Genomic DNA, 14,590 nt, shown 5'->3' on the forward strand with positions numbered 1-14,590 from the left:
CGTTGAATCCAATCAGTAAAAAGGGGATAGCGTGCTCAGGTTTTGGTTAGGGTCTCTTCCAGATTATAAAGGGCTACAATTACCTGCATCAATGCAGCTGTTCTTTCCGGTGCCGCGGCTTCCTTTTGGGGAGATTCTCCCACAGCCAGCAGATTCTTTGCTTCTTGTGGATCCTCCTTATAGTGTTCCGATTCTTCCTGAAAAAAGTTCAGGAGCGCAGTCCTTTCCTCGTCTTTGGGAAACCGACACAAAACACGGATGAAGGCTTCCTCTATGGCTTCTTCCGGGGAGCTGTGGGTTGTAATCAGGTTTTCCGCCATAACCCTGGAAGCTTCCAAAACCATAGGGTCGTTAAGCAAAGCCAGAGCTTGCAATGGAGTATTGGTTCGGTTACGGCTTACCTGACAAATATCCCGGTTGCTGCCATCAAAAATCAATAAGGAGGGTGGCGGAAGGGTTAATTTGATAAAGGTATAAATACCTCTCCGATAGAGTTTATCTCCCTTATCTTGACGATAAACGTTCAGTTCTCCCCTTCCAGAACTGGATGCTTCCCATAAACCTTCAGGCTGATAGGGTTTCACGCTGGGTCCCCCGATTTCCGGAACCAGCAGTCCACTGCTGGAGAGCATGTAATCGCGAATCAATTCAGCATGAAGGCGCAAACGGGGATAACGGGCCAGATAAACGTTATCTGGGTCCTTTTCCAGATGTTCAGGTTGAATAACAGCAGATTGCCGGTATGTAGCAGAGGTAACCAGAACTTTGATAAGTCGCTTGATATCCCAACCGTTTTCCCGAAAATCTACGGCCAGCCAATCCAGTAATTCAGGATGCGTAGGTAGTTTTCCCTGCATGCCAAAATCACCCGCCGACGGAACCAGCCCCTGACCGAAAATTTCCTGCCAAATCAAATTAACAAATACCCGCGAGGTAAGCGGATGGTCCTCTGCCAAAGCCCATTGAATCAAGCCCAATCGATTTGGGGGCAAATCGGAATCAAATGGTTTGATAACAGCAGGTGTAGCGGCAGTCAAGGGGTCACCTGTCGGTGCATCGTACACTCCCCGGTTCAGCACATGCGTGGGCCGGATGGAATCCTGCAAGTCTTTCATAATGGAAACGGCCACTTTGGCGGTGTCCGGATGATTGACAAAGGATAAAATCCCCTGGGTATCTTCTTCCTCTACCCAAATCAAAGGGGTTTTTGCCCTTACTGGAGAACCAGCTCCGCCTTCAAAACCTTTCTCCGGGGTATTATTAAAAAAAGCATACAGGCTAAAATAGTCCTGCTGAGAAACCGGGTCGTACTTATGATCGTGACACTGGGCGCATTCCATGGTTATGCCTAGCGTTACCTTACTGAAGGTATTGGTTTTGTCAAGCACATACTCTACCCGGTATTCCTCATCAATTACTCCTTCTTCTTCTGTAATTTTATGGTTGCGGTTAAAGGCGGTGGCCAGCAATTGTTCTTTGGTTGGCTCCGGAAGCAAATCACCAGCAAATTGCCAGGTCAAAAACGTGTCGTATGATAAATTTTGGTTGAAGGCATGAATAACCCAATCCCGATAGGGCCACTGGGTCCGGATGTTGTCATTTTGATAACCAAATGAATCTGCATATCGGGAAATATCCAGCCAGAGAAGTGCCATTTTTTCTCCATAAGCCGGCTTTTCCAGGTAATAATCAACCATTTCCTCCCAGGTCCGTTCCCCTCCAACGAAGCTTTTTACCTCATCGGTACTTGGAGGAAGCCCGGTGAGGTCCAAACTAAGACGTTTCAATTGGTAGGCCCTTTCTGCCTCCGGATTGGGTTGCAGTCCCATGGAACTCATATTATCAAACACAAATTTGTCGATGGGGTGCGAAGACCATCCGGGATGATTGTTTTCGGGTGGGGTATGTTTTTGGGGAGGGACAAAGGCCCAATGGGTTTCGTATTCCGCCCCTTGTTGAATCCACTTGCGGATGAGTTGTTTATCACGCTCGGAAAGCTTCAGGTTGGACTCGGGGGGAGGCATCATTTGATCTGGCTCCTCAGATGAGATTCGGCTAAAAACCATTGATTTCCTGAGACTTCCGGGTACAACGGCATGGTTTTCAGGGTTTTCTTTTAAGGCTGCGTAAGCGCCTTCTTCGTTGTCCAGCCGTAAACCTGCCTCTCTCTTATTCGCATCCGGACCATGGCAGGCAAAACAATTATCCGATAAGATGGGCCGGATATGAAAATTATAACTTACTTGTTCAGGGATTTTCTCGCTGATTTCCGCTTCCCCACAGGCGTAAACCAATACACCGGCGAAAAGTGGAAACAAAATGCCTGTAAGAAGGTAGGAATCCTTTTTTAACTTCATGGGAAGAATGAATTCATTATTCGTTCAAATTACAATCTATCCTGCAAATAACCAATTCCGTACATGTAAAATACGGCTCCTCATGTACTTTGGAAAATATTCGACAAGTGTATTAAATTCCCAGGAATTATAAAAGTGCCCTTTATTTAGAAACCTCACTCCCCCAAAGCCGAATACCTCCACCGGGAATTAGAAGAAGGGACATGCTCGGCCGCCACAATGGCTTCCATCTCTTGAAGGATACCGGGGTTTTCGTCGGCAACATCATTCATTTCCAGGGGATCAGTGGATAAGTCAAACAAGGCCCATTCCGAATTACCTTCATGAATGGATAGCCGCATTGCCTTCCAATTACCCATTCTCACCGCCATCTGTCCCCCGTAAGAAGGAAACTCCCAATACAGAAATGCATGTTCCTGCTGCTTTTCACCTTTCAGTGTCGGCAAAAAGCTGATCCCATCAGAATCAAAGGGAGCTTCAACTTCAGCAATTTCCGCCAGGGTAGGCATGACATCGTAAAATACGGAAACGTGATCCGTTTCTGTTCCTGCCTCAATTTCGGCTGGCCAGGAAGCAATCATGGGCACCCGAATACCTCCTTCGTAGAGAAATCCCTTTCCATACCCTCTTTCTTCCCTAAATTTTCCGGCACTGTTAAACCAGGGTGAATCCGTCCCTCCATTGAAGGTAGGGCCGTTATCCGAAGTGAAAATGATCAGGGTATTTTCATACACTCCCTGCTCTTTAAGTTGCTGAATAAGTGCCCCAACCTGTTCGTCCAGGTAGCTGACCATCGCTGCATAGGTAGCCCGGGGATGTTGGGTGGGAAAATAAGAATGTTCTCCCAGATAAGGTTCTTCCTCTCCAAACTTTTCCACATAATGGTCTATCCACCGTTTGGGTGCCTGCAGGGGCACGTGCGGAATAGGTGTAGCCCAATAAAGGAAAAACGGCTTTTTCCGCTTTTGGCCGACAAAATCCTGAATGCGCGAAAACATAAGCTCAGGGGCGTAATCCGTCAGGAAATAATTGTCATAACTTTCGGGATCACTTGGGTCAGCCCCTTCCGGTAGTTTGGTGTTTGGCGGAACCGTATCATTATCCAGGTAAACACGCCGGTCATTTTCCCAAAGGTGTACCGGATACAAAGTATGAGCCTGCCGCTGGCAATTGTAACCGTAGAAATAATCGAAACCCTGTTGATTGGGTACTCCTACTGTATGGGGAGCTCCCAGTCCCCATTTACCAACAATTGCCGTAGTATATCCAGCACTTTGCAATAAGGTTCCTATGGTGGTGGTGCCCTCGGCAATGGGACGCTGCCCCTCGAGGGTACTGTCTGCAAGCATGGCCCGATAGTCCCAGACCTCTCCCCTTTCCGCCCATTCATCGTTCCCCCTTACCTGTGCCCGACCACTGTGCTGCCCTGTCAGCAAAACGGCACGGGCAGGGGCACAAACTGGAGAACCCGAATAATGCTGGGTGAAAAGCATGCCGGAAGCGGCCAAGGCGTCGATATGGGGCGTCTCAATTTTTTCCTGCCCGTAACATCCCAAATCACCATAACCCAAATCATCTGCCAATATGTAAATAATATTGGGCGGAGATGCGGGACGTGACGTTTCAGAAGAACAAGCAATGGCCAGACTTACAAACAAGGTGGTGGTCAGGGAAGTAAAATTGATTTTCATCTGTTTATAATTTTTTTTCAACGGTCAGATGGAATCTCGCATGCTTGATAATCATCCCTCTGTGTGTCGATCTCGTCATGCTCGATTTTATCATCGTTTTCTGTTCGGTACGAAAATAGGGATTTTTTCAAGCTTTCAGAGGGAGGGGATTAACCCATAGTGATTTTTCTTTTTGAGCATCCAGTGCCAATCCAGAAAAAACCTGTTCCCGGTTTCCTTGATCTTCCCAAACGCGTACCAGGTAGTTGGATTTCTTGAATATTTTTGGCCGAAACCTGTTCTCCCCTACTCTTAATGAATAAACCAGTTCGCCCGAATTTTCATCTATTACCTGAACGATCGGGCGATGACACTCACTCAGGTCCAGTTCTGGCAGCGTACCTATCGATGCCTTGGCGTAATTGTCTTGTTGGGTAATCGTTACCGGCCACCCATTGTATTGCCCGTTGGGGTTCTTTTCGGGATCCACGTACCTTGGCCAGCATTCAATCCGAATATTTTTTTGGATTTTATCAAAGGTGACCATCCCATAGCCAGTAGCCCGGTCATAAATTAAAGCTGGTTCTCTCCCTGTAATATGTGGATTTGCCACTGCATGAACGGTTATTTTGTTTCCAAAACCATCTTCAAAATTACCGGTGTAATCCGGTCGTCCGGGCAATGGTGCATGTCCGGCAGGCACCTCCGGCCACCAACGCCTGGGGAAAAGGTTATTCAACGCAGGTCCGGCAAAGGCGAATCCGGCATCACCATGCTCCTCAACTCCATAATGAACCACGGATGCCAGGTGTTGATCACCTGCCACATGAAGGGCGAAGGCTTTTCGGATAATCCGTAGGGCTTCATCTCTCCCCTTTTGGGGCCAGCCGTTTGAATCCATATCCGTAGTAGGGGCATCGCCAGATACGTATTCTCCAGGTTTGGGTATAGGTAATTTGGGAACAATACTATCAATGATGCTGCCTTTGGGCAAAGTGGCCACGGTACAAAAATTGGTCTGAGATATCACTGCTTTCATTTCTGTACCCTGACTCCAATCCGAAGACCAATGTTTCAGAAATTTGAGCTGCCTTTCGCCCAGCAACTCCGCATCGATATCATAATGCGCCTTGATATCAAATTCCGGATTTTGAATGAAGCCATTGAGTACTTTGGCCTCTTCGGGCAACACATTTTTCGGAGCGGATTTAAATTTTCTATCTTCCAGAATCGCAAAGCTAACTCCTCCGTAGAGCCAATCGGTATAATAAGTCGTAATCCCTTGTTTTACCGGCGTAGGGTCGTACGGATCGGGCAAATGACCTGTTTGGGTAAGCTGCACCATATTCACCCATTCGGGAGGCATTTTATACCCTCCCTGATCCTGGGCCACATATCCCCATCCTTCGTCCGTAGGCGCTGACTTTCCGGCTTCGCCCCAGACGTTTCCGTGATACACGTCGTGGTCGTCCGGGATAAAGGCACTGGGGATGTGGCGGAAGATTTCCCGGTAGGACCAACCAAACATATACCATTTGCGCAAGTAATCCAGACTGGATTTTTTAAGCGGAGAAGTCTGGATACCAAAACCTCCGGTGCTTTCGTAAAACTGATCACCAAGAAAGACGGCCAGATCCGGTTGGTGTTTCGGTACATGAATACTGACCTCCTGATCGGGGAAGCCATAATCCGCATTACAGCTGAAAACCGCCATTTTCACCTTTTCTTCGGAAGCAGGTTCCCGGGCGATGGTACCTTCGTAAAAATAGGATTGCCTGCCTGATTTCAGCGGCAGGTCCAGTTTAACCCTGTAAGGAACGGCTTGTTCGGCATTCCAGTTTTCCTGCCGGAAATGTACCACCCGGCCAAGGGTATCCGGTTTGGCTTGTTGGAGCGAGGTCCATTGACCGTCCTTCTTTACTTGTAGGCGTACCTCCATGCCTGCTACCTGATCTACCGGCGCCAGCTGGGCGGCAAGTTTTAAAATACCACGGTGAAGCGTATACTGAGCAAAACAAATAGGTCCAAATACCTGTGTTTCATTTCCAACGATCTTGTCTCCAGAAATTTGCCAATCGGAAAAGGCGACTGAAGGCCTTTCGGTAGCATCCCCCGGAAAATGGGTAATTAAGGCAAGGTTGCCTTCCCAGTTCGCTCCGGGTTGGTTGAATGACAGAATGCCCAACAGTTTCCCATTTTCCGAATTCAAGGCTTTAAGTTGGATCTCGTTACCTGTTCCTTCCAGGTGAAGGGTAATTTCGGAGTCGAGGGAGATTTTTTGAGTACCGGTTTTTTCACCAATAAACAGGTGTCCCTGCCCGTTGATGCCTGCATCCAGCCCCTGGCCAAAAACCGCTGCAGAGCGGTAATCGGTAAATTTTCCTTTAGCTGCCATGCGAAAACCGGCATACGCTTCCTCAAGACCTTTGGCTTCTGGATTGAGCCATTCCATCTTCACCTGTAGGGAAAAGTTTCCGGATTCGGATCCTAATTGATGGGTAAGGCTATGCAAGGAACGGTTTTTGTCGGAGATCACGCAAACGGCACGTCCTTGCTGAATTTCCCAATCTTGAAGTCGGTTTCCCCAGTATTCCGGCCCCACCCATGGCATATCAGGCCATTGCTGCCAGGTACTTTGAAAAGTAGCCAAGGTTAAATTCCTATTGGATTTTGGAGCAATGGCGAAACTGGAGGATGCGCTTACGAGTAAATGGGGTGTAATGGATCCGAGTGCAATTGCTTTTACTACATGTCTTCTTTTCATCTGTTTATATTTTTTTTTCAGCGGTCAGATGGAATCTCGCATGCCCGATAATCATCCCTCTGTGTGTCGATCTCGTCATGCTCGATTTCATGTGTTTTTAGTTTGCTTTTCAAAGGTCACATGGAATCTCGCATGCTTTATAATCATCCCTCCGTGGGTCGCTTAGGTCATGCTCGATTTCATAATAATTACTCTGCCAAATTTGGGTTTATATTGGTTTCAGATTCAGGAATGGGCCATTGATCATCGATTCCCGGCCGGAAATTTTTAGTGGTGACATACCACCTGGACTGCGGGTCCAGTTTAATTGACGTGGTTGGATATCGTTCCGAATCCGGAAAGGGAGCTCCCCAAAAATCACCATTTAAAACTTCATTTCCAATTTCCCATCTAAAAATGTCCCATAATCGGGTACCTTCAAATGCCAATTCTATCCTTCGTTCTCTTCGTAAAATTTCACGAAGGACATTTGGATTCGTTTCTGTTATAGGAGGTAAATTTACTGATTCTCTTCCTCTGACCAGGTTAATTGTTTGATCCAGTAATTCCTGCGTTATGCCATTACCAGCTTCAAGTTCCGCCTCAAGATAGCTGAGTAAAACTTCAGCATAGCGAATGATCGGAATGTTTCCGCCATAGTCATTACGCAGGTTGCCACTAAACGATTCATCAAAATATTTTCTAAACCCAAATCCGGTACGGGTAGCTTGTTTGGAATAGGTTAATTGATCCACGGTTTGAGTTGAATCAGGATGGCATACATATCTCCTTCCTTGAAAAGTAGATTCATTCCAAATAAATGTGTCTTTAAAGCGCTGATCCCAGTTGGCACCCATGTCCTGCTGGATGAACTTGGATTTCTTTAAAGCGGGCAGGGTAAAATGTTTCATTTGGCGATGGGAATTTTATCCTGCTTTTTGTTTTTTTCTCATAGGCAATCAGAATTTTATAAGGACATTTTTTTGATTGATCTGGTATTCAAAACCAAGTGAGAAACTCAACCCGGTCAGTATGTCTTCCAGGCTTTCATTATTGAATAGACCCGTAACTTTTCTGTTAGCGAAGGCTTGCGTTTCGAAACGGACACCATACCAATTTTCAAGGGTTTGAAGGATCTCCTTAAATGGTTTACTTTGAAACCGGATCTTCCCTTCCTTCCATAGGGTCGTTACCATCGGATCGAATTTTTCTTTCGTTAAAGCACTAACATTGCCTTTGATAACAGAAGCCATCTCTCCAGGCACAAGAGAAAGAACCTGCTTTTCTTTGACTACATTGACCCTGCCCTCAGTAAGCGAAATTTTAACCTCTTCTTCTCTCGCATAGGTATTGAAAGCGGTACCTAAAGCGGTCATTTTTACCGTACCGGTCTTTACCATAAAAGGCTTCTCGTTGTCCGGAGCAATGGAGAAGAAAGCTTCCCCTTCCAGTTCAACTTCTCTTGTACTAATTCCGAAATCCGAATAAAAAGTAATGCTTGAAAGGGAATTGACGATCACCTTAGACTGATCCGGTAGCGTTAATTTTAATTTCTCTCCAGCCGACGTATGTTTTTGAATTTTTCTGGGTGCTACCTCAGTCAACGTTTCAACCGCTTTTGTCCGAAAAAAGGCCTCATAGAGATAAAAGGAACTAAAGGCAACCAGTAGAAATGTTGCTGCTATTCGGCCGAATCTAAGAAATAGACCAAAAATCTGTTTTCCTTCAGGCCCCTTTCGGCTTTTCAGCGTGGCTTGATGGATCCGCTCCAGCAGTTGGCGTTGCTTTAATTCTTTTACCTGACTCGACTTTCCGGATTTCCAATTCCTTTGGAGCATACCGATAAACGCATCTTCCGCGCCATCTTCTGCAAGCCATTCCATAACCTCCCTATTTTCTTCAGGTGAGGTTCGGTTATTTAAAAATCTGATTAGCTTTTCCTCTTTCAAAACGCCATTCCTTTCAAGCTATACACCTGGAACGAACCTTTTACTTAAAAACAGCACCGACAAATTCGAACAATTGTTAAAAAAATAAATTATTAATAATTAATTTTAAAAATCTGGAAAAAGGATATAAATAATTCGGAAGGTATGCTGATCAAAAGGAAATAAAAAAACCCATGATACTTAAAAAAAATGAACAATAGTGGTCCATATAGTGAAGCTTTATGGATCAATTCACCCTTTAGGAATTTCGTGGCTAAATAAATTTGGTGTTCAACCGTCCGCTTTGACAGGCTCAATCGGGAGGCTATTTCCTCTGAACTCAGTCCGTCGATTTTATTTAATACAAAAACCTTTTGCTGGGTTTTGGGTAAATTTCGAATTAGCTCTGTGGCTGCATCTTCCAGTTCTTTGTAGGTCAATTTTTAAAAAACGTTTTCCGTACTTACGCAATACTTTTCGGGAATCTCCTCTATGGTACAGTTTTTCTTTTGGTTTCTTAATTTATTAATCAGCTGATTTTTAACCGATTGGAACAAATAGGCTTTGAAATTTTTGTTTTCGTCCAGGGATTTCCGTCCCTCCCAAATTTTTATAAATATGACTTGTACGGTCTCCTCCGCCTCCATTTCATCGCTCAGGTAGTTGTAGGCAAAACCGAGTAGTTTGGGCAGGAAACGGTAGTACAATTCGTCAAAAGCCTTCATATCCCCTTGCCTAAGGGAACGTACCAACTCCTTCTCACTTTGGTTTATAAGCGGTCTCAATCTCAGGGTTTAAGTTAATTGATGGAAAACACTTCCAATAGGCTAGATCAGAAAGATAGTTATTTTACCCAAGTTGGCTGTATAAGATTCAATTACAATAATCCAATTTATAAAAAATAAATGAATAAAATAAAAACACCGCTAAAATCTACCCGGGACTGTTTCAGGTGCATCGGTAAAATGAATTCTGCCCCAATAACAAGAAAGAATCAATGACGGAATAAATCAGCCGGAAAAACTTCTTGAATTCAGGAGCTAAGTGTGACTTTCATATTGGTAAATTTTACGCTATAGAGCATTTTTAATCCATTAACCAAATGAAGGGATGTCTCACCGGAAGATTTCTTACTACTTCCATGTGAACAGGATAGATTTCCAGCGTATTCTATGTATTCCCCTTTATCATAAATTAGATCAGAAAACAATACCGAGGGGTGAACAACGGCCATTTATCTCGAATGTAGCTATCTTTACCGAAGTGATTTAAATTCATGATCATGGTCTGTGGCAGCCTTCCGCTCTTCACTTTTTGCTGACAAGTTTGCTATTACCTCTTGGTATTGCTCCTCATCGATGACATTCCTGGTTTCTCCGGGATCAGTCTGATGGTCATATAGTTCTTTTTCCAAAACCTCACCAGTGTTTAGTTTTACCCATTCCACATAGTTGAAGCGGCCATCTTTTACAGCATATCCCATTACGGTCTTATCGTAATTCCAGCGATTATGTGGCCAAATGGAAAACGCATATTCCTTTGAAGCTGGTTGGAGTTCAGGATTATTCAAAATAGGAATTAAACTTTTTCCTTCAAGATGGGAAGGTACTTCCATGCCGCACAATGCTGCCAGAGTAGGATAGATATCCAAAGCTTCGACCGGTGTATCAGCAACCTCCCCTTTTTTTCCACCCGGAACACTAAATATCAACGGAATACGGGTATCCATATCCATATTCGACCATTTGCACCAGTTGCCGTAATCTCCCAATTTATAGCCATGATCTCCCCATAGCACTACAATAGTATTTTCCCGCAATCCCAATTTGTCGAGTTGGTCCAGTAAATATCCTACCTGGGCATCTGCGTAAGAAACGCAGGCATAATAAGCCCTTCTTAAAATAAGGGTGGTATTGTCGTCAATGTCTTCGTACCTGCTGGGCATACCATAATAATTACCCAGTTCACCACCCAACCGCATGGTATGTTCGCTTGAATTCTCGGGCATTTCTCTGATTTCAGGCATGGCAATGGATGCCTCAGGATACATATCCCAATAGTTCGCGGGAGCTACGAAAGGTAGGTGAGGCTTGGAAAGGCCCACCGCCAAAAAGAATGGTTTGTCGGACTTATCCAATTCTTCCAGCTTTCTTACTGCATTAAGGGTATTTATTCCATCTTTATATATGGTATCATGCACATCCGCCCTTTCATAGGCAGGGCCACGATGATGCGTCGTATTGAGGGATATTTGATTGATCGCTTCCTTGGTCACATAGCCCCTTCCTGTCCAGGATTTTTTAGGAATGATATAGTCCTCCCCAAATTGCTTTTCATGGTCAATGGTATGGTGATAAATTTTTCCTGCTGCCGCTATATTATACCCGTTTTCTTTAAAAAACATATTCATGGTCAGTACATCGGGCATTAAATCCGCTACAGATTCCCCTGTATAAATACCCAGTTTCTCAGGCCTGATCCCTGACAGGATGGATGCACGTGAAGCCATACATATGGCTTGTTGCACATGAGCCTCCGTAAACCGAACTCCCTCAGACGCAAGTCGATCTATATTGGGCGAGCTTATATGTTTGGCACCAAAACAGTTCAATTCTGTACGCAAGTCGTCAACTGCAATAAAGAGCACGTTGTACTTTTGCTTCACTTCCTCCCCCTTTCTATCCTTTGGTTGACAGGAAATCATCCCCCCCATGACCATCAGAATGCCGATGAAGTACCTGGCTTTGGATAAAGTTTCTTCCACATCTTTTTTGGTATTAACCAGTAGAGGTATTTTTTCAGCAAAGGATGAAACATTTAAACTTTTCCTTAAAAGCCAGTTCAGGAATTCTTTCATAGTCTGAACAAGATATAGACAGTTTATTTTAAAACAAAATAACGATACCCTCGCTCAGGGATAGTGACTTTCACCGACAGGCTAAAATCGCGATTTACAGCCACTGTCTGTGAATTTCCCCATTGGTCTTCCAGCAATACCGCTTCATGCAGGCCCGTATAGTATACCGGGACCTGAATGGTCCGGGTGATTTCCTCGTTCAGGGGATTGTAGAGCATGAGCAAGCCCTTTTTCTCTCCCTTGGGATTTACGTGCAAAATACCATCCCAATCGCGGCCATCGGGCCGGCGAAGATGGATGATGTCTGCATCCAGCACCTCCCTGTGCACTTTGTAAAAACCGACCCATTTTTCGACCAATGCCTTTGTTTCAGGAGCATCGTACAACTGCGGTCCGCGATAACAAGCTTGTACCCCAGCACCAAAGAGGTTTGCCAACCGCTGCTCGTAATGGGGCAAATGCGCTTTTAGTGGTTCGATTGTGGCGGCTTCCCCTCCCCCATGGTATTGTACCAGCGGCACAAACATCCAGCCCATGGACGGTGTCTTGGTCCAGGTGCCGTCGTATATATTTTGACGTTCTATGATTTCCTGCTGGGCACGGGGCAATGACCAATTGGTTTCGCGGTAACCCATGCCGGTTTTATTGCTTCCGGCAAGAAAATAGTAATCAGGGACATTCAGGTAAATTCCCCTGGAACGAGCCCACTGGTAAAATTCAGCAATCCGCCTGTACTGGTTCCATTGGGAATCGGCCAATCCTTTGTGTCCGGGGTGATCAGTTGCTGCACACACATCGCCCGGATAAGAGCCGTCATGCTCCAGGATATCGAGTCCGGTTGTGCTGTATAAATTATAAAGGGTTTCAAAATAATCATGTCCCCATTCACTTTCCAGGCAGGGCGAGTTGCCAAACCGGGGTGTCATCCCCTCGGGCATTACCACGTCGTTTCCACCGCCAACCCGTCGACTTGCCAGCAAGGAGTAACCGCCCAGGGCGATTCCCTTTGAATGGGCGTAGTCGGCCAGGCCCTTCATGCGATCCAGGTTTTCCACGCTCGCATCTTCCGCATTGAATCCGCTTCCAAAGGTCATGATCACCATTTCAAAACCCACTTCGGAACTTTGGTCTATGGCTTTTTTTACTGCTTCCGTGTCCGCTGACCGGACATGCATCAAGATGGGGTTTTCGGTCACCCAGGGAGCCAGGGAACGCATCATACGCCGGTGCTCAAGCCCTTTTCGTTCCCGATCCCAACTATCGTGCAGCAATTCCCACACCCGATATGAGGAAAAGGAATTCCCTGGCTGCAGCTCCTGCTCCGGTCCGTACTTGGGAGAAACTTCCAGCAAAACCGGCATCGTTCGTTCGTAATTCACCTGGGTTTTATATTGCGGATCCGGTTTCCATTCAATGCTGGAACGCAAGACATTTTCGGAAGTCATTCCGCCAAAATTGTAATCGGTCTCAATCGTCAAATTTGGAAGCATCCACTGATCCCGGCTGTCGACTGTGCTTTCGGGTTCGGTGACCGCTAAAATTTCACTTGTAAACGAATTGACGGTTACCGGTTTTTCAGAGTTGTTTTCAAGGGTTATCCATTTGCTAAACACCGGAAGACCATCGTACAATTCGTAATGTACATGCACGGATATATCCAACAGGTATTGGTAGGACTCCAGGCCGGCAGCTTTTGCAGATGGAGCAATTTCTCCCAGCATGAAAAATTCTTCGATTTTGCTGCGCCCCAATTCTCCCTTTTCACTGTGGTCACTGTTGTTGCCTGTTGCATCCATCTTGCCAATCCGGACTCCTTGTGGGTCTTGTTGCAGCGGAGTCTCTCCAACCGGCTGCCAGTTGCTTTTGTCATAAGACCAGGAGGCCAACAGCTGCCCATCCCCTAATTCCATCCGCAGCCAGACCGGTTTCCCACTTTCCAGGCCAGACACCCGTAGTTCCTGCTGTCCGTCGAAAAACCCGATCTCATTGTTACCGGGACGAAGGTTGAGTTTGATCACCTTGTCGGAAAACACCAGTCCAAGCCCCGGCCCCCAACTACTCCCCTTGTCTGTGCCCGGATTTATCTTTGCCAGTAAAACCCTTGTTCCCGGAAGCACTGGCTGCTGGGCATAAACCGCCGTATTGGCCAATGCCATGATTTCTCCCGCTTTCCCCTCGTTAATAAAGGAATTTCGGGTGTGGGCCTCTGATTCTACCCGCTTCCAATTATTATGCATGGTATCAAAAGAGTCCCCAAATAGGGTTTCACGGCTTTGGTCGGCGATCGATCGCTCCAGGAGGATTCTTACTGCCTCCTCGTCCAATTGGTAGCTAAAAACAAGTTCCTTCCCGGGTGCTGGCCAGGGAATGTCTTTGGGCATCCATTCTTCTCGCTTCTTCCAGGCAAAACGGGCTTTGGTGTTTTCTACGGTATGGGCCACCAATTTGAAGGCACCCGGATTGGCTTTCATGGAGGCGACCCATTCCGGGAGCAAATAATTGTGAATGGGTTGCCCGATTAGGCCTCCTACCTCAAAAGGTATTCCGTTTAGCTGAATTTCGGCTTCAGGACGCACCGATCGCAAAAAGGACTCCCCGGTTTGCAGGTGTTCCAGTCCGATGGTCGCTCCGTTGGGAGCAGTTGCAAAGGTGCGGCTCACCAGGCCGTTGGTCAGCACAAGGTGTCCGTCTTTATCGGTCTGCACCCTGGCGGGCTGGTTTGACCGGTACAGGAGCCAGTCACTTTCTGCACTCGCCGGTAGTTTAGTAACGTGCGAAGTACCTACCTGTGCATGCCCCAACATACTACCTGCTAAGGAAATGAGGATAATAAAAAAGGTTCTGTTCATTTGTTGTCGGTTAATGGCGTAGGCAATTTCCCCTCAGTAATAAACCCGTTAAGCACCTTCCTTTTGCGGCGGTAGTTTTGAGTCCGAATCGAAGGCCTTATGTATTGCGATTGATTTCAAATCATGGATACCAGCAAAGGCACCTCGCTGAAATAAACACAAAACTGTCGCCAAGCGGCCACCGGC

Annotated in this window: 9 protein-coding genes; all 9 read right to left on the minus strand. The window is 46.1% G+C overall.

Annotated features, from left to right (window positions below; genetic code table 11):
* Nucleotides 1-35: 35 nt before the first annotated feature.
* Entirely contained in the window at nt 36-2,357 is a 2,322-nt protein-coding gene (locus GKS34_RS14920) for a PSD1 and planctomycete cytochrome C domain-containing protein (RefSeq protein ID WP_163385784.1), read from the minus strand.
* A gap of 155 nt (nt 2,358-2,512) precedes the next feature.
* Nucleotides 2,513-4,048, minus strand: coding sequence for an arylsulfatase (locus GKS34_RS14925; RefSeq protein WP_163385785.1), 1,536 nt, complete (start codon nt 4,046-4,048; stop codon nt 2,513-2,515).
* A 127-nt stretch (nt 4,049-4,175) separates the two neighbouring features.
* Nucleotides 4,176-6,791 (minus strand): alkaline phosphatase D family protein, encoded by a 2,616-nt coding sequence (locus tag GKS34_RS14930; protein ID WP_163385786.1) that lies wholly within the window; start codon nt 6,789-6,791, stop codon nt 4,176-4,178.
* Nucleotides 6,792-6,979: 188 nt separating this feature from the next.
* The gene (locus GKS34_RS14935) at nt 6,980-7,681 is read right to left on the minus strand and encodes a RagB/SusD family nutrient uptake outer membrane protein (protein WP_163385787.1); all 702 of its coding nucleotides are present in this window, start codon (nt 7,679-7,681) and stop codon (nt 6,980-6,982) included.
* Between the two features lie 48 nt (nt 7,682-7,729).
* Nucleotides 7,730-8,653, minus strand: coding sequence for a FecR family protein (locus GKS34_RS14940; RefSeq protein ID WP_163385788.1), 924 nt, complete (start codon nt 8,651-8,653; stop codon nt 7,730-7,732).
* Nucleotides 8,654-8,811: 158 nt separating this feature from the next.
* Nucleotides 8,812-9,138, minus strand: a complete 327-nt coding sequence (locus GKS34_RS23760; protein ID WP_163385789.1) for a sigma factor-like helix-turn-helix DNA-binding protein — start codon at nt 9,136-9,138, stop codon at nt 8,812-8,814.
* Nucleotides 9,139-9,141: 3 nt separating this feature from the next.
* Entirely contained in the window at nt 9,142-9,483 is a 342-nt protein-coding gene (locus tag GKS34_RS14950; RefSeq protein WP_163385790.1) for an RNA polymerase sigma factor, read from the minus strand.
* A gap of 470 nt (nt 9,484-9,953) precedes the next feature.
* A complete protein-coding gene (locus GKS34_RS14955; protein WP_163385791.1) occupies nt 9,954-11,555 on the minus strand; it encodes a sulfatase in 1,602 nt (533 codons plus the stop codon).
* 23 nt (nt 11,556-11,578) lie between these two features.
* Nucleotides 11,579-14,404: a hypothetical protein gene (locus GKS34_RS14960; RefSeq protein WP_163385792.1), complete on the minus strand. Its 2,826-nt coding sequence runs from the start codon at nt 14,402-14,404 to the stop codon at nt 11,579-11,581.
* Nucleotides 14,405-14,590 lie beyond the last annotated feature (186 nt).

Source organism: Cyclobacterium jeungdonense (assembly GCF_010994275.1).
GTDB classification, from domain to species: domain Bacteria; phylum Bacteroidota; class Bacteroidia; order Cytophagales; family Cyclobacteriaceae; genus Cyclobacterium; species Cyclobacterium jeungdonense.

Coding starts and splice junctions, on each gene's coding strand:
- GKS34_RS14935 (WP_163385787.1), bottom strand. CDS start 7,681: ATGAAACATTTTACCCTGCCCGCTTTAAAGAAATCCAAGTTCATCCAG.
- GKS34_RS14920 (WP_163385784.1), bottom strand. CDS start 2,357: ATGAAGTTAAAAAAGGATTCCTACCTTCTTACAGGCATTTTGTTTCCA.
- GKS34_RS14955 (WP_163385791.1), bottom strand. CDS start 11,555: ATGAAAGAATTCCTGAACTGGCTTTTAAGGAAAAGTTTAAATGTTTCA.
- GKS34_RS14960 (WP_163385792.1), bottom strand. CDS start 14,404: ATGAACAGAACCTTTTTTATTATCCTCATTTCCTTAGCAGGTAGTATG.
- GKS34_RS14925 (WP_163385785.1), bottom strand. CDS start 4,048: ATGAAAATCAATTTTACTTCCCTGACCACCACCTTGTTTGTAAGTCTG.
- GKS34_RS14930 (WP_163385786.1), bottom strand. CDS start 6,791: ATGAAAAGAAGACATGTAGTAAAAGCAATTGCACTCGGATCCATTACA.
- GKS34_RS14940 (WP_163385788.1), bottom strand. CDS start 8,653: ATGGAATGGCTTGCAGAAGATGGCGCGGAAGATGCGTTTATCGGTATG.